Annotated in this window: 19 protein-coding genes; 3 read left to right on the top strand and 16 right to left on the bottom strand. The window is 77.0% G+C overall.

The annotated features are described in order from the left end of the window. Positions 1 to 11: 11 nt before the first annotated feature. A complete protein-coding gene (locus tag A0J59_RS14300) occupies positions 12 to 1,034 on the bottom strand; it encodes a nitronate monooxygenase family protein (protein WP_064316552.1) in 1,023 nt (340 codons plus the stop codon). Positions 1,035 to 1,195: 161 nt separating this feature from the next. Between A0J59_RS14300 and A0J59_RS14305 the strand changes: the two genes are divergently transcribed. Further along, positions 1,196 to 1,999, top strand: coding sequence for a thioesterase family protein (locus A0J59_RS14305; protein WP_064316553.1), 804 nt, complete (start codon positions 1,196 to 1,198; stop codon positions 1,997 to 1,999). On the opposite strand, the gene A0J59_RS14310 is transcribed toward A0J59_RS14305, so the two are convergent. The 14 genes from A0J59_RS14310 to A0J59_RS14375 form a co-directional block, all read right to left on the bottom strand. After that, complete coding sequence (locus tag A0J59_RS14310) at positions 1,986 to 3,314, bottom strand: condensation domain-containing protein (RefSeq protein ID WP_172820066.1); 1,329 nt, start codon at positions 3,312 to 3,314, stop codon at positions 1,986 to 1,988. The genes A0J59_RS14305 and A0J59_RS14310 overlap by 14 nt on opposite strands. A 5-nt stretch (positions 3,315 to 3,319) precedes the next feature. Beyond that, the gene (locus A0J59_RS21840) at positions 3,320 to 3,952 is read right to left on the bottom strand and encodes a 4'-phosphopantetheinyl transferase superfamily protein (RefSeq protein WP_064316555.1); all 633 of its coding nucleotides are present in this window, start codon (positions 3,950 to 3,952) and stop codon (positions 3,320 to 3,322) included. A gap of 131 nt (positions 3,953 to 4,083) precedes the next feature. After that, on the bottom strand, positions 4,084 to 4,887 hold the full coding sequence (locus tag A0J59_RS14320) for an HAD-IA family hydrolase (RefSeq protein ID WP_064316556.1): 804 nt from the start codon (positions 4,885 to 4,887) through the stop codon (positions 4,084 to 4,086). Then, the gene (locus A0J59_RS14325) at positions 4,884 to 6,956 is read right to left on the bottom strand and encodes a hypothetical protein (protein ID WP_064316557.1); all 2,073 of its coding nucleotides are present in this window, start codon (positions 6,954 to 6,956) and stop codon (positions 4,884 to 4,886) included. The genes A0J59_RS14320 and A0J59_RS14325 overlap by 4 nt, the downstream gene beginning before the upstream one ends. Then, positions 6,953 to 8,560 (bottom strand): MATE family efflux transporter, encoded by a 1,608-nt coding sequence (locus tag A0J59_RS14330; protein ID WP_156533058.1) that lies wholly within the window; start codon positions 8,558 to 8,560, stop codon positions 6,953 to 6,955. Before A0J59_RS14330 ends, A0J59_RS14325 begins: the two co-directional genes overlap by 4 nt. A gap of 58 nt (positions 8,561 to 8,618) precedes the next feature. Continuing rightward, positions 8,619 to 9,776 (bottom strand): acyl-CoA dehydrogenase family protein, encoded by a 1,158-nt coding sequence (locus tag A0J59_RS14335; RefSeq protein ID WP_047233441.1) that lies wholly within the window; start codon positions 9,774 to 9,776, stop codon positions 8,619 to 8,621. Further along, positions 9,773 to 10,591, bottom strand: coding sequence for an acyl-CoA dehydrogenase family protein (locus A0J59_RS14340; RefSeq protein WP_064316559.1), 819 nt, complete (start codon positions 10,589 to 10,591; stop codon positions 9,773 to 9,775). Before A0J59_RS14340 ends, A0J59_RS14335 begins: the two co-directional genes overlap by 4 nt. Beyond that, positions 10,588 to 11,535, bottom strand: coding sequence for a hypothetical protein (locus A0J59_RS14345; RefSeq protein ID WP_064316560.1), 948 nt, complete (start codon positions 11,533 to 11,535; stop codon positions 10,588 to 10,590). Before A0J59_RS14345 ends, A0J59_RS14340 begins: the two co-directional genes overlap by 4 nt. A 1-nt stretch (position 11,536) precedes the next feature. Continuing rightward, complete coding sequence (locus tag A0J59_RS14350; protein WP_047233438.1) at positions 11,537 to 11,827, bottom strand: acyl carrier protein; 291 nt, start codon at positions 11,825 to 11,827, stop codon at positions 11,537 to 11,539. 88 nt (positions 11,828 to 11,915) lie between these two features. Beyond that, positions 11,916 to 13,232, bottom strand: coding sequence for a type III PLP-dependent enzyme (locus tag A0J59_RS14355; protein ID WP_047233437.1), 1,317 nt, complete (start codon positions 13,230 to 13,232; stop codon positions 11,916 to 11,918). Next, positions 13,229 to 14,704, bottom strand: a complete 1,476-nt coding sequence (locus A0J59_RS14360; RefSeq protein ID WP_156533059.1) for an ATP-grasp domain-containing protein — start codon at positions 14,702 to 14,704, stop codon at positions 13,229 to 13,231. The genes A0J59_RS14355 and A0J59_RS14360 overlap by 4 nt, the downstream gene beginning before the upstream one ends. Continuing rightward, positions 14,701 to 15,678 carry a 3-oxoacyl-[acyl-carrier-protein] synthase III C-terminal domain-containing protein gene (locus A0J59_RS14365; RefSeq protein WP_064316561.1) on the bottom strand — a complete coding sequence of 326 codons (978 nt, stop codon included), beginning with the start codon at positions 15,676 to 15,678 and terminating at the stop codon, positions 14,701 to 14,703. Before A0J59_RS14365 ends, A0J59_RS14360 begins: the two co-directional genes overlap by 4 nt. Then, positions 15,675 to 15,941 (bottom strand): acyl carrier protein, encoded by a 267-nt coding sequence (locus A0J59_RS14370; RefSeq protein WP_047233435.1) that lies wholly within the window; start codon positions 15,939 to 15,941, stop codon positions 15,675 to 15,677. The genes A0J59_RS14365 and A0J59_RS14370 overlap by 4 nt, the downstream gene beginning before the upstream one ends. Next, entirely contained in the window at positions 15,938 to 17,764 is a 1,827-nt protein-coding gene (locus tag A0J59_RS14375; protein WP_064316562.1) for a fatty acyl-AMP ligase, read from the bottom strand. Before A0J59_RS14375 ends, A0J59_RS14370 begins: the two co-directional genes overlap by 4 nt. A gap of 231 nt (positions 17,765 to 17,995) precedes the next feature. Here A0J59_RS14375 and A0J59_RS21980 point away from each other — a divergent pair, with 231 nt between their 5' ends. Continuing rightward, positions 17,996 to 18,718 carry a helix-turn-helix transcriptional regulator gene (locus A0J59_RS21980; protein ID WP_052877667.1) on the top strand — a complete coding sequence of 241 codons (723 nt, stop codon included), beginning with the start codon at positions 17,996 to 17,998 and terminating at the stop codon, positions 18,716 to 18,718. Here the strand turns inward: A0J59_RS21980 and A0J59_RS14390 are convergent. Further along, positions 18,715 to 19,134 (bottom strand): VOC family protein, encoded by a 420-nt coding sequence (locus tag A0J59_RS14390; RefSeq protein ID WP_047233433.1) that lies wholly within the window; start codon positions 19,132 to 19,134, stop codon positions 18,715 to 18,717. The genes A0J59_RS21980 and A0J59_RS14390 overlap by 4 nt on opposite strands. Positions 19,135 to 19,196: 62 nt before the next feature. Between A0J59_RS14390 and A0J59_RS14395 the strand changes: the two genes are divergently transcribed. Continuing rightward, a partial coding sequence (locus A0J59_RS14395) for a putative glycolipid-binding domain-containing protein (protein ID WP_064316565.1) occupies positions 19,197 to 19,823 on the top strand: 627 nt, incomplete at its 3' end.

The raw sequence follows: 19,823 nt of genomic DNA on the forward strand, positions 1-19,823 counted from the left end.
AACCCGCTCCCTCAGACGCCCGCGAGCGCCCGCACGACGTCGGCCGCAGGCCCGTCCGACGCGTTCCGGTAGCCGGTCCCCGCCCACAGGTGCAGGCGGTCGGCATCGCCCGCTGCTGCAGCAGCCTGCCGCAGTCCCCGGGTCAGGTGGTGCACCGCGGGGTAGGCGGCGGGTGCGCTCCCCCGGTGGCGCTCGACGAACCCGTTGCGCAGCGCCCGCGCGGGCCGGCCGGTGAACGCGCGGGTCAGGACCGTCTCGGTGAAGGCGGGGTCCGTGAGGGCGCGACGGTAGGTGGGCGACGTGCCGGCCTCGTCGGTCCGCAGCAGCAGCGTGCCCACCGCCACGGCCTGCGCCCCGGCGTCGAGGAGCGCCCGCACCGCGACCGGGCCGTCGACGCCTCCTGCGGCCACGACCGGCAGGTCCACCTCGCGCCGCACCCGCCGGACGAGCTCTGCTGTCGCGACGGGCTCCGGGCACCGGGCGGGGTCGTGGACGGCGCTGTGCCCGCCCGCGTCCGGACCCTGGACCACGAGACCGTCGACCCCGACGTCGCGGGCGAGCCGCGCCTCGTGGGGTGCGGTGACGCTGGCGAGCACCCGGGTCCCGACGCTGCGGAGGGCGGCGACCGCGGCCCGGTCGGGCAGCCCGAACGTCAGCGACACCACGGGCACCGGCCGCGCGAGCAGGAGGGCGAGCTTCTCCTCCCAGCGGTCGTCGTCGACGACGGGCGTCGGGTCGAGCGCGACCCCCAGCGCGTCCGCCTCCGGCACGAGCTCGGCGGCGTAGGCGGCGAACGCTCCCGGGTCGACGTCGTCGTCCCGCGACGGCACGAACAGGTTCACGCCGAAGGCCGGAGCCGCAGGGCGCAACGCCTCGATCTCCGCCGCGAACGCCTCGGGCGTCCTGTACCCGCCGGCGAGGAACGGGAACCCACCGGCGGACGCGACGGCGGTCGACAGCGCCACCGTCGTCGGGCCGCCGGCCATCGGTGCCGCGACGATCGGGAGCGGGGAGTCCAGGAGAGGCGCGCTCATGGTCGGATCCTCCCAGGTCGGCGGAACGGCTCGGCCCGGCGCTCTCCCACCGCCGTCGGACGCGTCGGTACCTCCGACAGGCACCGGGCGCCGCCGCACGGGGCACACTCGTGAGGTCCCCCGCTCGCACAGCCGAGCGACCACCCGTACCGAGGAGCACGATGGCGTACTTCTTCCGCACCGGCGCGACGACGTTCCGCGCGACCCCGCACGTGGGCGGCGCGTGGCGCACCGACGAGCAGCACGTCGCGCCCGCGCTCGGGCTGCTCGCGCACGTCGTCGAGACCGACCGCGTTGCCCGAGCGCGCGACGACCTCGCCGTCTCGCGCCTCGCCTACGACATCTGGGGCGTCTTCCCGATCGGCGACGTGGAGACGCGGGTCCAGGTGCTCCGCCCCGGGCGGGGCGTGGAGCTCGTGGAGGCGGCGCTCTGGTGCGCGGGCCGCTGCGCCGTCTCGCTCCGGGCGTGGCTCGCGCGGACGGGCGACACCGCCGACCTCGCCGGCGGTGCGCCGGCACCCGTGCCGGGACCGGACCGGACGCCGCCCTGGGACCCGGCGACCGTCTGGCCCGGCGGCTTCATCGACTCCGTCGAGGTCCGCCGCACCGCGGTCGAGCCGGGGCGCGCGACGGTCTGGGTGCGCACCGACGTCCCGCTCGTCGCCGACGAGGAGGTGGGGCCGCTCGCCCGCACCGCCGGCCTGCTCGACGCCGCCAACGGCATGGCCGTGCGCGCGGACCCGCGGGAGGTGGCGTTCCCCAACGTCGACCTCACCGCCCACCTGTTCCGCGCGCCGCTGGGCGGCTGGGTCGGCCTCGACACCGCCGTGGTGTTCGGGGCGTCGGGCACGGGCGTCACGCACGCGACGCTGCACGACGAGGACGGGCCGTTCGGGACCCTCGCCCAGTCCCTCGTCGTCCGCTCGCTCGTCGCGCCGGTGGGCGCGGCACCTACCGGCGGGTGACGGCCCGACCAGCGCTCCCCGCGCGTGCCGCGTCGAGGACGCACCGCTCGACGTCGCGCACGACCCCCTCCGCGGTCGCGTCCTCCAGGCGCGTCGTGTCGGCGGTGAGGACGACGTCGATGCCCCCGCCCGGGGCGTCGACGAGGTGCAGCGTGAGGGTGACGCCGCCCTGCTCGTCGGACGCGTCGGCGCGCGCGAGCCGGCGCGACCGCGAGGGGCGGGCGCGCAGCGTCCGGTCGGGACCGGTGCCGCGGCGGTCGTTGTACCAGCACGTGCCGTCGTGGGCGGTCGACGGGTCGGCCGCGGCCTCCGCCTGGAGCCGGTCCTTGTCGTAGTACGCCGACCGGTACGCCGTCATCGCCGCGCGCCAGACGCGCGTGCCCACCTCGTCGAACGGCGCGTCGAGGCCGTCGACGTGCACCAGGCCCTCCATGGCCGTCGTCACGACGGCCTCGGCGAGCTCCCGGCGGAAGCGGTTGCTCACCATGACCTGGAGCGCGAGGTCGTCACGTCCCGCGGCGAGGGCGAGCGCCCGGCACGACGCCGCGAGCAGCACGCCGGACGCGCTCGTGCGCCAGCGCGCGGCCACGCGCTCGGCCGCCGGCCCCAGGCGTCGCGAACGCAGGACCGTCTGCCGGTACCGCGGCCCGCCGTCGGGCGCCTCGGCGGGGCGCGGTGCGAAGACCTGCGCCGGGGCGGCGCGCATGGTGCGCAGGGTGCGGGCGCGCGCGGCGGCGTCGTGCCGTCGTCCCTCGTCCGACGTCTGCCAGGCCGCCTCTTCGAGCGGCGTCCACGCCCCGCGGGCCGGCAGCGCGCCGCCCGCGGCGAGGGCCGTGAGGTCGGCGTCGAGGACGGGGAGCCCCCAGCCGTCGAGCGCGGTGTGCGCGACGACGAGCGTCGTGTGGTGCACCGCGCCGTCCACCGTCACGAGACCCGCCCGCACGGGCAGCTCGGTCGGGTAGTCGAACGCACGGCCCCAGAGCTCGTCGCGCAGCCGCGCGCCGGACGCGGCGACCTCGCCGACGTCGGCGACCCGCTCCTCGACGACCTCGACCGTCCCGGCGCCGCACAGCTCCTGGACGAAGGCGTCGCCGCGCGGGTGGATCCGCGTCCGCAGCGAGTCGTGCCGCTCGACGAGCGCGCGCACGACGGCGGTCGCGGCCTCGGTCGGCACCGGCGCGTCGAGCGGGCCGCCCCACACAAGGTTGAACTGGTGGTCCAGCGGCTCGAGCGCGCCGAGCGCGCGCCGGATCGCGGTCTGGCCCCACGTCGCGGGCGCCTCGCCCGCGCGACCGCCGACCTCGAGCTGGTGCACGACCCTCACCACGTACCTCCCCCGCCGCCCCGCACCGTGGGCGACGGCTGCTCCGCGCCCCAGACCCGGGTGCGGAGCGCGTGCGGCCGCGGCCCCGGCGTCGCGCAGGCCGCGACGGCGCCGGAAGGTGCCGCCACGTCGCTCACCCACCACTCCTGGCCGCGCCACGGGCCGTCGTCGGCCCGCACGGTCCCGGGCGCCCGGACGTCGAGCCCGAGCACGTCGAGCAGCCGCCCCCCGACCGCCTTGGCGCACGCCTCCAGCCGCGAGAACCGCCGCCACAGGTCCCCGTCCACGTCCGACCGCGCGTCCCCCGGGGCGAGGAACCGCGCGGCGAGGCGGTGGACGTCCACGCGCGGGTCGCGCACCTGCACGTCGACGCCCACGTCCGTCTCGGCGAGCGCGACGAGCGCGTGGTCGCCGCTGCGGCTGAGGTTCCACCGCTGCCCGACGACGGGACCCGGCTTCCCGTGCGGTCCCACCTCCCAGCGCACGTCCGCGGGCGACAGGCCCGTGCGCGCCGCGAGGAGCTCGCGCGCGGCGACGTGCGCGCGCACGTACCGCGCGGCGTCGGCGGGCGAGGCGAGCCGCCGGGCGCGGTCACGCTCCGCCGCGTCCAGCACCTCGGCACCGAGCACGGCGTCACTCGCCGTCGAGCACGACCTTGCTGTCGGAATGGAGCCCAGAACGACACTCATGTCGTGTTCGGCGGGGGGCGGGGTCGTGTCGACGAACCACAGATCCACCTCGGGCACCGGGTCGACCGCGCTCATGCGACGAACTCCGGCAGGTCGTCGCCGAGCCCGTCGGGCTGCCGTGCGGACAGGATCTCGACCGGGACCTCGACAGCACCCGCGTCCCGCGCCGTCACCACGACCTCCACCTGGCCGTCGACCGCGCGGACGCCGACCGGGCGCAGGTCCGCGACGCCGTGGTGGGCGCCGGGGACGTCGTCCGGGCCGACGGCGAGCACGGTCGCCGTCGCGCCCCGGCCCGCGGCGACCCCCGCGGCGGAGTCCTCCAGGACGAGGCAGCGGCGCGGGTCGACGCCGAGCAGCCGCGCCCCTGCGAGGAACCCCTCCGGGTCGGGCTTGCCGCGCGCCACGTCCTCCGCGCAGACGAACCGCGCCGGCACGGGCAGACCGGCGGCCGTCAGGCGCGCGAGCGCGACCTCGCGCGCCGCCGACGTCACCACCGTCCAGGCCCGCGGGTCCAGGCCGTCCAGCAGCGCTGCGGCGCCCGGCACGGCCACGACGCCCTCGGTGTCGTCGCACGAGATGCGGTGCAGCCACTCGACCTCGCGCGCGACGTCGGCGTCCGGCGCCACGAGGCGGACCACCTCGACGTCGCGGCGGCCGTGCGACGCCGTGACCACCGCGTCGCCGTCGAGCCCGAGCCGGGCCGCCCACGCGAGCGTGTGCCGTTCGATCGCGGCGGACGAGTCGACGAGCGTCCCGTCGAGATCGAGCAGCAGGGCCGCGCCACGCCACGCCCACGCGCCCGCCGACGCGCGGTCCGACGGGGCGCGGTCCGACGGGGCGCGGTCCGACGGTGCGGTCGGGGTCGCGCTCACAGCAGCGTCCCCGCACGCGCGAGCCGCGCCTCGGCGTGGACGTCCGCGTACCGCTGCACGGGTCCCGCCGCGTGCTGCACGCCCAGCGCGGCCGGGCTCGGCCGGCCCGGCGCGTCCCCGTCCGCGCGCGTCACGACCGGGAGCACGTGCGCGACGCGGTCACCCGCGAGCGCCACCAGGAGGTCCGCCGCGGTGGGGGTCGAAACGTCGGCCGGGTGCGCCGGGGCCCCGTGCGGCTCGTCCGTCGTCGCGCGCGGCGACGTGGCCACCGTCCTGCGCGACGCCCACAACCCCCGCGAGACGTAGCGGCGGCCGGGATCGACGCCGAGGAGCCCACGCGACTCGACCTGCTCGCACGCGAGGATCTCGACGACGGCACGGCGACCCGGCCCGTCGGGTGCCGCGAGTGCGTCGGGCGCATCAGGCGCGTCAGGTGCCGCAGGCGCCGCGGATGCCGCGGGACGGTCGGACCGATCGGAGGGCGTCGCGCCGACGCCCACGGCGTCGTCGGGCCCGGCGACCCGGTGCTCGGCGGCACCGTCGAGGTCGACCTGCGCGCCGAGACGTCGCACCGCGGCCTCGGCACGCGCGCCGCACGCCGGGCAGTCGTGCACGACGACGCGCACCGGCACCGCGGGGCCCGCCGCCCGGCACACGACCTCGGCGTCGCGCTCCCCGAGGAGCCGCGCGGCGGCGAGCGCGGCCCGTTCGAGGTCGGTGCCGGCCGCGCCGTCGCCTCCATCAGCCCCGACGACCGGTGCCGAACCCGGGGTTGTGGGCGGCCCGGGCGTCGAACCCGCCCTTGACTCCGGGTTCGGCGCGGTCGACGTCTCGCCCGCGATCAGCGCGTCGAGGCCGAACGCGACGAGCTCGTCGACGAGGTTCTCCGGGCGGTCGGCGGGGAGGAGACCGGAGAGGACCCACGTCCGGACGGCGGCGGCCCGGTGCGCCGAGGCGTCGGGGCCGGCGGGCGGAGGCCAGTCCGTGCGGGCGACGTCGTGACCCAGCAGCCAGCACGCCGCGCCGAGCTCGCCGAGCGCGGCGCGCGAGACGCGGCCGAGCTCCGGGGACGCGCCCGCGACGAGTAGAGACACGTCGTGCGCGACGGTCGCCGGGTCGACGCCGAGCCACCACGACCACGCGTCCCAGCCCCAGCCGAACGGGTGCTCCAGCGGTTCGCCGGCGCCCGGACGGAGCACGCGCAGCGTGCAGCGCGAGCGCTCGAGCGTGACCGCGACCGGCCGGAGGGTCGCCGGCGAGCGCGACGGCTCGCGGTCGAGGCCCGGGCGGTCCCACGCGTCCGCGTCGACGGCGTCGCCCGCCGGGACGGTCGCGTGCCGGGCGCCGTGCGCGTCGTTGCCCGCGAGGCTCGGGCCGTCGCCGTGCTCCAGCAGGTGCGGCAGCGTCGCGACGACGGGGTAGCCCTCGCGCGCGCAGAACGTCACGACGGCCTCGTCGTCGTCCCGCTCGTCGTCGGGCAGGGCCGCGAGGTGCGCGGCGAGGCGCAGCGCGCCGTCCGCGGGGAGGACGAGGCCGAGCGTGGGCACCCACTCGTCGTGGCCGAGCGGCGCCCACGCCTGCCCGGCGGCGGCCGCCGCACGCACGAGGTAGGCGTTGCGCGGGCTGTTCCAGTTCGAGTAGAGCGCGACGGCGTGCCGGTCCCGGGCGCGCACGGCGCGCAGGACGAGCTCGGCGAACCCCGGGACGGGTGTGACGTCGTCCTGGAGCACGAGGTGGTGGGTCGCGCCCGGTGCGACGGCGGCCCAGGCGCGCTTCGCGGTGCGCAGCGGGCTGGGCGGGCCGTCGGGGTCGGGGTCCTCGACGACCCGCACGTCGAGCGGCGCGCACGCCGCGACCAGGTCCGAGACGTCGCCCCGCGCCGGGTGGTGCATGACGACGACGCTGAGCACGGGCTCGGAGGCCTCCGAGCCCGGACCGGCCGCCGTCCGCGGGACCGCGACCGTTCCCGGCACGCCGCGGACGGGCACGTCGCGGACCGGCACGTCGCGGACCGGGGCGGTACGGAACGGCACGCCCTGGACCGGCGGCGTCGTCCCCCGCGCGCTCACGGTGCGACCTCCGCGGCCGAAGCAGCCGTCTCGGCCGGCACGTCGGTGGCCCGCCGTCGGACGAGGCGCACCGCGACGGGGAGCATGACGACCAGCCCGACGACGTTCATCACGGCGATCGTCGTGTACAGCGCGGTGGGACCGCCGCCCGCGCGCGCCAGGATGCCGCCGACGCCGAGCGAGACGGCGTGGTAGAGCACGTTGAGCGTCACGGCGACGCGCCCGTACCCGAGCTGCTCGAGCAGGGTCAGGAGGAAGAGCACGAGCCCGACGCCCGCGTACGACGGCCCGACCACGCACAGGTAGAGCGCCGTCTGCGCGGCGACGTCCGGGTCGGCGGAGAGCTGGCCCGCGACGACCGGCGCGGTCAGGAGGACGAGCGCCCCCACCACCACGTACACGCCCGCGACGACCACCGTGCCCGCGCGCAGCGTGCGCGGCAGCAGGCCGAGCTCCCCCGCCCCCCACTGCTGGTTCATGACGATGCTCACCGCCGCGGCGAGCCCGATGGCCGGCACGATCACGAGCGTCTGGACCGTCGCGGCGCCGCCGAACCCGGCGACGACGTCCGTGCCCGACGGCCCGAGGACCCACACCATGACGAGGTTCGTCACGGTGAGCAGGAGGTAGGACAGTCCGACCGGCAGGCCGACGCCGAGGAGCAGCCCGCGCACGTCCACCCGCTCGACCACGGCGCCCCCGGGAGGAACGTCCGACGTCGTCGGCTCGGCGGCCGGCGCCGTAGAGGGTGAGGGCGGGGTCGGCGTCGTCCACGACCCGGCGGGCAGGGCGCGGAGCGCCCGTCGCCACGCCGCGGCGAGCCGCTGCGGCGCGGGGTGGTGGCGCAGGGCGAGCAGGCGTCGCATGCCCGGGACGTGCCCGGGCCTCGGGAGCAGGTGGGCGCGCACGAGGAGCGCCCACGCGACGGCCGCGCCGACGAGCGTGGAGCCCGTGATCGCGACCGGGACCGCGAGCGCGCCGAACCCGCCCACGAGCCCGACGAGCCACACGACGAGCACCTGGAGCCCCGCGACGAGCAGCGCCACGGTCGCCGACGCCCCGGTGCGCGCCCACCCCCGCAGCGCGGCGGCCGCGACCGCCGTCGGGACGGACAGCACGCTCGCGACCACGGTCCAGCGCGCGAACGCGACGAACTCCGCGACGAGCGGCGCAGGCACGGACAGCACGTCGGCGAGCGCCGGGGCGGCGAGGACCACGAGCAGGGCGACCCCGCCGAGCACCGCCGCACCGCCACCCACGAACCGCCCCAGCAGCGCCGTGGTGGCCGACGTCGGCACAGCGGTCGCGCCGTCGTCCTCCGCTGCGCCGTCCTCCGTGGCCCGGGCCCGCGACCCGTGCAGGCGCGCGAAGCCGACCTGCGTCGAGACGTCGAGGCCCTCCTGGACCGCGAGCACCAGGAACGTCACGGGGATGAAGAGCGACCGGACGTAGAGCGCGTCGTCGCCCATGTGCCCCAGCAGCGCCGCGATGACGAGCTGCGCGAGCGCCCCCACGACGAGCGCCGCGCAGATCGGGGCGGCGAGTCGCACGACGCGGCGGCGCAGGACCCCGACCGTCGGCTCCGCGGAGGGTGGCGATGGCACGGGCGGCAGTGCCTCCGGCCGCGGCGAGCCGGTCGCGACCGGGGTCGCGTCCGCCTCCCTAGACGAGCTCGGCATGCCGTGCCCTGCCCTGCAACCAGCCCTGCGCGAGGGTGAGCCGCTGGACGGTCCGCGTGCCCTCCATCATCTCCAGGCCGGGCACGTCGCGGACCAGCTTGTCGAGGTACGGGTGCTCCCACCGCGCGCCGGGGCCGAGCAGCGCGGGCACCGCGTGCGTGACCTCCTCGGCGAGATCGAGCGCGGTGGCCTTGGCCGCCGCGGGCAGCGTCCCGTCCGCCGCGTCCGCGTCGGCGGCGCGCGCCGCCTGGAGCACGAGGGCGCGCGCGGCGTGGAGCCGGTCGTCGAACGTCTCCAGGCGCCACCGCTCGTCGGCGGTGAACGACGACCGCTCGGCGCGCACGTAGTCGAGCGCCGCCTGCGTGACGCCCACCGCGAGCGACGCGACGACGGGGCGCAGGCGGTTGAAGGTGCGCACCGCCCCGAGGAGGCCGCGGCGCGACGGCGACAGGTGCCGCCCGAGCGTGTCCTGCGCGAGCAGGGGGACGTCGCGCAGCCGCACCTCGCCGAGCTGCACCGCGCGCATCCCGGTCGTCACGAGCGGCGCGGCGTCGAAGCCCGGCCGGTCGGTGTCGACGAGGTAGACCCCGACGCCCAGCGGGCCCGGGCGGTGCCGCGCGAACACGACGCCGAGGCTCGCGCGCGCGACGTTGCCCACGTACTTCTTGTGGCCGCGCAGCACGGGAGCGCCGTCGGCCTCGACGACCGCCGTCTCCAGCGCCGCGGCGTCCGAGCCGCGGTCGGGCTCGGTGAGGCCGAAGAAGGTCCAGGTGCCCGGCTGCGCCACGCGACGGTAGAAGCGGTCGCGCTGCTCGTCGTCGGCGAGGTCGTCCAGGACGACCCCGGACATGGACGGCCCGGGCGCCCCGACGACGACGGACGCGTCGCCCCAGGCGAGCGCCTCGGCGACGACGACGCGCTCCACGCACGTGCGCACGTGCACCGGTACGCCCCGCACACGCAGCGGGTCGTCGAGGTACCCCGGCGGGAACCCCCCGAGCTGCCGGTACGGCAGGGCGCCGGAGTCCAGGAGGACCTGGAGCGCCGCGGGGTCCGCGTCGATCGCGAGGGCGTGCTCGCGGAGCGCCGCGCCGACGGGCCGCAGGTGGTCGCGCAGCGCGACGAGGTCGACCGTGGTCATGCGTCCTGCCCCTCCCGGCTGTGGTGTGTCTCGGAGCCGCGGCCCGGCAGCGTCCCGCTCGCGTGGCCGAGCAGGTCGATCGTGCGCGCGAGCCGCGCGGCGTCGCCGTCGACGTACCCCGACGCGCCGAACAGGTTGTGGACGGCGCGCGACGAGCGGTCGAGGACCGCCGTGACCCGCGCGAGCGAGGACCCGGAGACCACGGGGCGTCGGTCCGGCGACCCGGCAGCCGGGGCCTCGTCCCGCGACGCGACCCCGCCCAGGAGCGACTGCACCTCGAGGTGGGCGAGCGCCGCGTCGGCGAGGACGAGGCGGACGGGCGGCAGGTTCACCGTCGCCGTGCCGCCGACCGTCCGGCCGCGCAGCCGCTCGACCGCCCGGTCGGTCAGACGCTCGCACAGCCCGGTCCGCACCCACGCGACCCCGACGCGCCAGGCGGCGTCGGCCGCGCTGGTCGCGGTGCCCTCGTCGGTGGCGGGTGCGGCAGGTCCGGGTACCTCGGCGGCGCGCGCGGCCGGTCCGGGCGCCACGGCGGCGCAGGGTGCCCGCCACACGAGCAGCGTGCCGACGTCCGACGCGACCTCGCCGACCCGCGCCCACCCGCCCGACGGCGGGACGTCGTCGGGCAGCAGGACGCACTCGCCCGGCAGCGCCGCGACCGGCAGCAGGCGTGCGAGCGCGGTGAGCGCCGCGACCGCGCCGAGCTCGCGCGCGACGGCACGGAGGTCGGCGAGGCCGTCCACGCGGACCGCTGCGCCGCCCTCCTCGGGCAGCACCCCGCCGGCGGCGACGGGGGCGACGACGTCCGTGCTCATGCGAGCACCGCCTCTCGGGACAGGTCGTCGGCGTCCGGGGAGGTCGCCGCGACAGCGCGGGGGCCGAGCACGAGCGAGCAGCGGTAGCCCAGCTCGAGGCACCGCTCGTGCAGGACGACCGGCGCGTCCGGGACGTCGTCGCACGCGGCGAGGACCTCCCACACGCCCGTCGCCGCCGCACCCGGGTCGGCGTGCAGGACGACGACGCCGTCGGTGTCGAGGACCTCGCCCGGGTCGACGTCGACGCCGAGGACGACGCGCCGGGCGTCGGGCGACGCCTCACGCCCCGGCTCCTGGGCGACGTCGTGCGCCTCGGCGGCCGGACGGGGCCCGCGGGGCGCGCGCGCGACCGACAGCGCCTCGACCGGCCGCCCCGCGCCGTCGTGCCCGACGACGAGAGCGACGACGCGGTCGCGCGCGGGGACGCGCGTCGCCGTCGGGGGCAGCGTGCACTGCTCCAGGACGAGCACCAGGGCGTCGCCCTCGAGCCCGACACCCTGCGGGCCGCCGTGCGCGAGCTCCTCGTGCGCGAGCCGCAGCGCGGTGAACGGTCCGGCCAGCCCCTGCTCGGTCACGCAGAACGTGTACGGCCGGTCGTCGAACAGGTCGGCGACGAACCCGCCGAGCAGGCGCTCGTGCTGGAGGTCGGGGGTCGTGACGACGAGGACGACGAGGCGCACGTCGTCGAGCAGGCCCCGCTCCGCGAGCGCGGAGCGTGCCGCACGGATCATCGTCGGGTAGTCCCGGCCCGGGCCGGTCTCCAGCCAGTCGGTCGGCTGCCCCTCCCCGTACACGTACCGCAGGTCCTCGGCGACCGACCGGCGCGTGCCGTCCCCGACGGGGACGAGATCGTCGACCGGGACGTCCACGACGCCCCGCACCCGCAGGACGGCGCCGTCGGGCGTCGTCCAGGATGCTGCCCTGCTCCCGCCCCCGAGCGTCACGTCAGTTCCGCGTCGAGTGCTCGACGACGAAGTCCGTCAGCGAGCCCACGCTCTCGAGGTGGTGCTGCTCGAGCGACTCCGGGTCGACCTCCATGTCGAGCGAGTCCTCGAGGGCCATCAGCAGGCCGAGGACGCTCGTGGAGTCGAGGTCGAGGTCGTCGAACAGACGGGTCGCGTCCGTGACGTCGGGCAGCGGGCGCCCGAGGACGCTCGACAGCGCCTCGACGACCGCGCCGACGACGCGCTCGCGGCCGAGGGCCTCCTGGGACTCGGTGTTCGTGCTGGTGCTCACGATGTTCCTCCGGGGTGGTGGGTCGGGCGCCCGCGATGACGGACGGCGGCAGGTTGAGGGGTCGATGACGGCCGGACCGGACGGCGGGTCAGGGGGCGGCGACGGCCTCGGCCGGGGCGACGCGCGCGCCGAGGTCGTGGAAGACCTGGCGGGACAGGAGGTCGTCGGGCGTGTCCGCGTGCCGCACGAGGAACGACTCGTCGCCGAGCGTCAGCACCTCCGCGGGGTAGCCGTGGCTGAGGAAGTGCACGGGCGACGCCGTCGCGCCGTACGCGCCGGACCGGTCGACGGCGACGAGGTCGCCGGCCGCGAGGTCCGCCGGGAGCGGGACGGCCTTGCCGATCGTGTCGTTGGGCGTGCACAGCGGGCCGGTGACGTTCCACGGCACGTCCTCGGCGCCGGACGCGGGGCCCACCTTGCGCATCGGGAAGTTGCGCTTGACGAACGACCCGATGCCGACCGCCGCCATGTGGTGGTTGGTCCCGCCGTCGGCGACGGCGAACCGCTCCCCCATCGACTCCTTGACATAGCGCACGCGCGCGACGTACGTGCCGCACAGCGCCACGAGGTAGCGGCCGAGCTCCATGACGAGGTCCGTCGCGGGGTGCCGCTGCACGAACGCCTCGACCACCGGGTTGAGCGCCGCGGTGAGGACCTCGACGTCGAGGTCGCGCTCGCGCTCGAAGTACGCCACGCCCAGTCCCCCGCCGACGTCGACGAGCTCGAGCGGGAACCCGAGCCGGTCCGCGAGGCGCTCCGCGAGCTCGAAGATGCGCGTCGTGTTCTCGACGATCGTGCCCTCGTCGAGGATGCGCGTGCCCATGTACACCTGGACCCCGACGACGCGCGCCGTCGTCAGCCCGGCGCACAGGTCCGGCGCGTCGAGGAGCTGCTGCTCGTCGATGCCGAACTGGCGCGGCTTGCCGCCCATCGTGAGCCCGGAGCCCTTGACGGAGAACGACGGGTTGACGCGCAGCACGACGCGCGCGGGCCGCCCGGTCGCGCGGGCGAGCTCGTCCACCAGCGCCAGCTCCGGCAGCGACTCGACGATGATCGCGCGCACGCCCGAGTTGAGGCACGCCACGAGCTCGTCCCGGCTCTTGCCCGGCCCGAGGAACAGCACGTCCTGCGGCTCGACGCCCGCCGCGAGCGCCGTGCGCAGCTCGGTGAGCGACGACACCTCGGCGTTCGCGCCGAGCGAGTGCAGCAGCCCGCAGATGCTGACGTTCGGGTTCGCCTTGAGCGAGTAGAAGATCCCCAGCGCGGGGTGCAGCCGCTCGCGCAGCGCGCGGTAGTTCGCGGCGAGCACGTCGCCGTCGTACACGTACACGGGCGTGCCGAACTCCTCCGCGACCGCGGTGAGGTCCGCGCTCCCGGGCGTCGGCCGGCTCGGCGTCGCGGTCATCGGGGGTCTCCTTCGGTCGGGTCCGCGGTCGGTCCTGCGGTGGTGCGCCCGGCCAGCCGCTCCGTCACGGCACGGTCGAGGCGGGTCAGCGCCTGCTCGTCGGGCGCGACGAGCAGGCCGTGGAGCCGGCCGGCGAACGTGCCGCCCGGGGTCGGGGACGACGCGCCCGCGTTGACCGTGCCCGTCCCCTGGACGACGAGGCCCGCGTGCCCGGCCGCGCCGGGGAGCAGGTCGCCGAGGACGTCGTGGAGCGCCGCGAACGACAGCGGGGCGTCGAGCACGAGCGGGTACTGCCGCGCGAGCGCGACCCACCCCTGCGGCTGGAACCGCTCCTGGAGAGGGACGGTGTACGTGGACATGTTGCTGCGCGCGTTGATCTCCAGGACCGGCAGCAGCGAGCCGTCCGTCCGCACGAGCGCGTCGACGCCGACGAGCCCGTGGAAGCCGTCGGCGGCGAGGCGCGCGCCGAGCCGGCCCGACAGCGCGGCCAGCGCGTCGACCTGCTCGGCGGGCAGGCGCGACGGGATGCGGTGGCCCTTGTGGACGCCGCCCTCGGTGATCGCCTCCTTGACGAAGTCGAACGCGACCGAGCCGTCCTGCGCGACGGTGAAGTGGTAGTTGAGGTCGGTGGCCTTGTCCGCCCAGACCTCCACCACGACGGCGAGGCGGTCGTCGCCCGAGCGGGCGGCCCGGCGAGTGACCATGCGCACGAGCTGGTCGAGGCGGCGCGGGTCGTCCACGACGAGGATCCCCTTGCCGGAGACCCCGTACGCGTCCTTGACGCCCACGGTCGCGCCGTCCGCGACGAGCCGGGCCGCCTCGGCGCACGCACGCTCGAAGTCCTCGACGGTGCGGCACGCCCAGCCGCGGGCCTGCTCGATCCCGAGCTCGTCGCACAGCCCTCGGCTGTAGACCTTGCTGTTGACGGACTTGGTCGTCGCGGCGTCGGCGAGCACCGAGCGCAGCCCGGTCGCGACAGCGAGGTCCTCCTCCGCCGACGACGTCCCGTGCGCGAGGAGGCGCACGCCGTCTGCCGCGAGGTCGCGCAGGCGCGCGAGCAGCACGGGCGAGTCGAGCGCGTCGAGGGTGACGGTGCGCAGCGGGTCGCTCGACTCGGCGACGTGCACGGTCGGGAGCCCGACGCCGAGCGCGTCCAGGTGGGCGAGGTGGTCCGGGTCGGGCTCGGCCTTGAGCACGACGTGGTCGTCCGGGCCGGCGAGGAGCAGCGCGAGCTCGTCCATGCGGTTGACGAGCGCGGCCGTCGCCGACGCGCCCCCGACCGAGGGCAGGCCGACCTCGCCGACCGCCCACGCGTCCTCGATCTCGAAGTTCGCGAGCAGCACCAGCGGGGCGTCGGGCGCGCCCGCGAGCGCGCGCTTGGTCCGCGCGAGGAACGGCTCGGTGCCGTCCGCCTTCAGGGCATCCGGGGCAGCGTCCGTGGCGGCGGCCTCCGCCACCTGCTCGACCGTCATGCGGGCTCCTCCGTCTCGTGGGGCGCGTAGCGCAGGACCATGGCGGAGAACGTGGCACCCAGCCCGACCGCCACCATGAGGAACGGGTCGCCGGGGCGCAGCCGGCCCTCGGCGCGCGCGGCGGCGTAGCCGATGAACGAGTCGGCGCCGAAGCAGTGGCCCGTCACGGGCACGTCGTCGAGCCGGACGCGCGCGATCGGCAGCCCGAGGCGCGAGCACAGGCGCCGCCAGGACACGCGGTTCACGTTGTGCGGCAGGACGAGCGCGAGGTCGTCCAGCGTCAGGCCCGCGCGCTCGACGGCCTCGACCACGACCTCCGCGAGCACCTCGGTGTACGCGACGCCGAACGGGCCGGCCAGGTCCTCCGGGAGCGGGACCTGGTGGTACTCGCCCAGGGTGCGCGTCGCGTAGGACAGCACGGGGCTGCCCGCCCGCGCCGCGACCCCACCGGTGGCGTCCGCCGCCACGAGGACGGCCGCCGTGCCCTCGCCCATGATCGTCGTGCCCTCGATGAGGCGGGACCCGGGGCTGAAGGCCTTCTCGCCGGTGAGGACGAGCGCGAGCGCGTCGGGGTCGCCGTCGGCGACCAGCAGGCGGCCCGCGACGTCCACGGCGAGCAGCGCCGACGCGCACGCGTGCTGGGTGAGGGTCCACACGACCGCGTGGTCCAGCCCGAGGCGGTCGGCGGCGTCGTGCAAGGGGTTGACCCCGACCGGGGCGACGGTCGCGATGGTCCGTGCGCCGAGCACGTACCGGACGCGGTGCTCGTTGCCGGCGAGGCCGGGCACGGCGCGCGCCGCGGCGACGAGCAGGTCGGTGAGGCTCTCGTCCGGCGCCGTGCACACCTCACGGAGCCCGAAGAAGCGCTCGAACACGCCGAGCTCGAGGTGGTCGAGGCCCAGCTCGTCCGCGAGGTCGCGGATGGGTACGCGCGTCGCGGGGACGTGCGCGCCGACGTCGACGAGGGTCGTCATGCCGCGGTCCCGGGGACGTCGACGACGCTGCGCAGGTGCTCGGCGAGCGCGCGGGGCGTCGGGTTGTCGACGACGGCCTCGGGGTCCAGGTCGACGCCCAGCGCGTCCTCCAGGTCCCCCAGCAGGGCCAGCACCTGGACCGAGCCGAGGCCGAGCCCGGCGAGGTCGCCCGTCGGGTCGACGTCGGCCGGGGCGATCCCCAGGGCGGCGGCGACGTGGCGCAGCACGAGGTCGTCGAGGGCGTCGGGCAGCGGTGCGGTCATGAGCGGGTCCCTGCGAGCTCGGTGCGCGCGCGGTCCCGGGACGCGCGCAGGGAGTGGAGCTCGGCGAGGTCGCCCCCGCCGTGCAGGTCGCGCGCCCGACCGCGCTGGATCTTGCCGCTCGTGGTCCGCGGCACCTGGCCGGGGCGCACGAGGACGACGTCGTGCACCGCGGCGCCCGAGACGGAGGCCAGGTGGGAGGCCATCTGGCGCACGACGGCGTCAAGCTCGTCCTCGGCGCTCGCGCCGTCGAGCCGCGCGCCCGGCGTGGGCCGGAACTCCTGGACCGCGCACAGCGTGCCTGGCAGCCCCTCCGCCTCGAAGACGGCACCCGGACGGCCCTCGGCGCCGGGGTGCAGCCGCCGCAGCTCGCGCTCGAGGTCGTAGGGGTACAGGTTGCGCCCTGCGACGATGAGCAGCTCCTTGATCCGGCCCGTGACGACCAGCTGGCCGCCGTGCAGCGCCCCGAGGTCCCCGGTGCGCAGCCACGGGCCGGTGCCGTCGGCGGCGACGGCGCCGAACGTCTCGGCCGTCGCGCCCGCCGCCGCGTCGCCCCAGTACCCGGCCGCGACGGTGCCGCCGCGCAGCCAGACCTCCCCGACCGCGCCGTCCGGCACCTCGACGCCCTGGTCGTCCACGAGGCGCAGCTCCACGCCGCTCGGCAGGCCGCAGCACACGAGCCGCGCGCCCGGGACGCTGCCCCGGCCCTGCGCCGCGGCGTCCGGGAGGGCGGACAGGAACGACGCCTCCTCGAGCACGACCAGGCGGCCGTCGGCGAGCGCCGCCTCGTCCGCGGTGATGACGAGCGGGAGCCGGCGGTCCGGGTACGTCGCCGTCAGCGTCGCCTCCGCGAGGCCGTACCCCGGGCCGTGGGCCGACCCGCGGAACCCGACGGGCTCGAACCGGCGCGTGAAGGCGTCCAGGACGGCAGGGTCCACCGGCTCGGCACCGCCCAGCGCCCAGCGCAGGCGGGTCAGGTCGAGCTCGGCGAGCTGGTCGTCGCGCACGCGCCGCGCGCACTGGTCGTAGCCGAAGTTCGGCGACGCCGTGACGGTCGCCCCGGTCTCCGTGATCGCGGAGAGCCAGCGGACGGGGCGCTTGAGGAACGCCGTCGAGGGGACGATGACGGCCGTCGCGCCGAGACCCAGGGGGACGAGCAGCATCCCGACGAGGCCGAAGTCGTGGTATCCCGGCAGCCAGCTGCAGAAGACGTCCTCCGGGACGAGGCCGAGGGTCGTCGAGAAGGCGTCGTGGTGGTGCAGGACGTTCGCGTGCGTGACGACGACGCCCTTGGGGCTGCTCGTGGACCCGGAGGTGTACTGGAGGAACGCGACGTCCTGCGAGCCCGGGCGGCCGCGCCGGGCCGGGCCCTCCGTGGTGCCGTCGACCACGGTCACGACGACGGGGCCGCCGTCGGCGCGCCGCAACGGCTCCGCCCACTCCGTCGTCTCGGTCGCGGCCGTCGGGTCGACGAGCACGACGGCCGCGTCGCAGTCGACGAGCATGCCGCGCACGCGCTCGCGCTGGTACGCCTGCCCGCCCGGGAGCGGGGACGGGACGGGGATCAGTCCCGCGTAGAAGCAGGCCACGATCCCGACGACGAACGACGCGGTCGCCGAGTAGAGGACCAGGGCCCGGTCGCCCGGCTCGTGCCGCGCGGCGAGGCCGGCCGCGAGCGCCGCCGCCTGCGCGTCGAGCTCGGCGTAGGTCAGCGTGCGCCGCTCGCCCACCTCCGGCACGACGACGACGGCCGCGTGGTCCGGCCGCTCGCGTGCGTGCTCGTGGACGAGGCCCACGAGGGTCAGGTCGTCGGGCTGCGCGCCCATGTGGCCCCCTCCGTCACCCGCGCCGGGTCCGTCCCGGCACGTTGGACGCCGGGCAGCACGAAGCCCGACCCGGCGGTCCGGGGGAAGCCTCGCAGCGGACGGACGCGGTGTAAACAAATCCGACGTGTCCGGAAGAGGACAAATACCCGTTGACCTCCCAGTTCGTCACAAGGGTCCGACCGCCGGGACGGCTCTCGGCGCCCTCGAGGAGGTCGACTACAGTCACACCGTGTGACGTCGTCGGAGCGGGACCCGGTGCTCGGCGCCAGGCGCTCCGCGAGGGCCGTCGCGCTCCGCCGCGCTCGTGCCGTCCTCGTCCTCGACGACGGCAGCGGTGACGACCCGGACCCGCTGTGGGAACGCGTGCGCGACCGAGCTCGCCGGGGGGCGCACGTGCGGGTCGTGACGGTGGAGCCGGCAGCGCCGCCCCGCGTCGGGCCGTCGGACGACACCCCACCCGCCGACGCACCACCCGCCGGCGGGCCCGCCGGCGACGGACCGCTCGCGGGTGCACCTCCGGTCGCCGACCACCGCCCGGGACCCGCCGCCCCGGACGACGCGCCCGACGGCGGACCCGTTGTCGAGCACCGTGTGGCCCCGGCGCTGCCCCTGTCGCTCGTCGCCGTCGACGACACGGTCGTCCTCGTCGCCCGGCCGGACCGCACGCGCGCCGTGACCGACCGCGACGCCGTCCTCGCGCTGCGGGCCCTCGCCGAGTCCGAGTGGGACCGGGCGCGGGCGGCCGACGACGCGCTCGCCCCGAGCGAGGACACGCTGCTGCGGCTCCTCGCCGAGGGCAAGACCGACACCGCCGTCGCCGCGCGGCTCGGGGTGTCGCCGCGGACGGTCCGACGTCACGCGGCCGGGCTCATGGGACGCCTGGGCGCGACGAGCCGGTTCGAGGCCGGGGCGCGCGCGGCCCAGCGCGGCTGGATCCGGATCACCGACCGCTAACGGGCGGCGGCCGCCGCGAGCTCGGCGTCGCTGCGCAGGATGCAGAACTCGTTGCCCTCCGGGTCGGCGAGCACCACCCAGCCGCCGCCGTCGGGCGTGCGCCGGTCCGCGACCTGCGTCGCCCCGAGCGCGAGCACGCGCTCGACCTCTTCCTCGCGCGTGCGGTCGGTGGGCCGCAGGTCGAGGTGGACGCGGTTCTTCAGCTCCTTGTCGTCGGGCACCTCGACGAACAGGACGTGCCCGCGGCTCTCGACGGGGGTCGCGGCGTCGGCCGGCGGGATGATCATGCACTCCTCGTGGCCGGGGAGGTTGGGGTCGCCGGGCACGTCGGTGTACCCGAGGACCTGGGCCCAGAAGACGGACTGCGCGTAGGAGTCGCGCGCGTCGAACGTGGTGTGGGAGATGCGAGAGGTCATGGGCGCGACCCTGCCACGCCCTCGCCGCGCGGGCACCGCCTTTTCGCCCGAGACTGGCGCGCGTGAGCGCATCGACGAGGCACGTCGCGTGGACCGGCTGGGACGACGACCCGGACCGCCTGGAGGCCGCGACCGTCACCGTGCGCGACGACCGGCTGGCGGCGCTCGGCACGTCGCGCGCGGCGGCGTACGCGACCGCGTGGGCGCTGCGCACCGGCCCCGGCTGGGTGACCGAGCACCTCGACGTCTCCGTGCGCGGGCTCGGGTGGTCTCGCCACCTCGACCTCGTCCGGACGCCCGACGGCGCGTGGCGCGCCGACGTGCGCGAGTCGGGGACGCCGCCGTCGGGCCTCGCCACGCCCGGGATCGCCGACCCGGCCTCGCTCGACGGCGCGCTCGACTGCGACATCGCGCTGTGCCCCGTCACCAACACGATGCCGATCCTGCGCCTCGGGCTGCTCGGCGACCGCCCGCTGGCGGGCGAGACGCGCCTGGTCATGGCGTGGGTCGACCTGCCGTCCCTGGCGGTCCTGCGCAGCGACCAGGTCTACGCCGCGCGCGAGCCGCTCGACCCCACGACCGGTCAGGGCGTCGTCACATACACGAGCGCCACGCGCGACTTCACGGCAGACCTCACCGTCGACGCCGACGGCCTGGTGGTGGACTACCCGCACCTGGCCCGCCGCCTC

The organism is Cellulosimicrobium sp. I38E, from assembly GCF_001647255.1.
Lineage (GTDB): Bacteria > Actinomycetota > Actinomycetes > Actinomycetales > Cellulomonadaceae > Cellulosimicrobium > Cellulosimicrobium cellulans_E.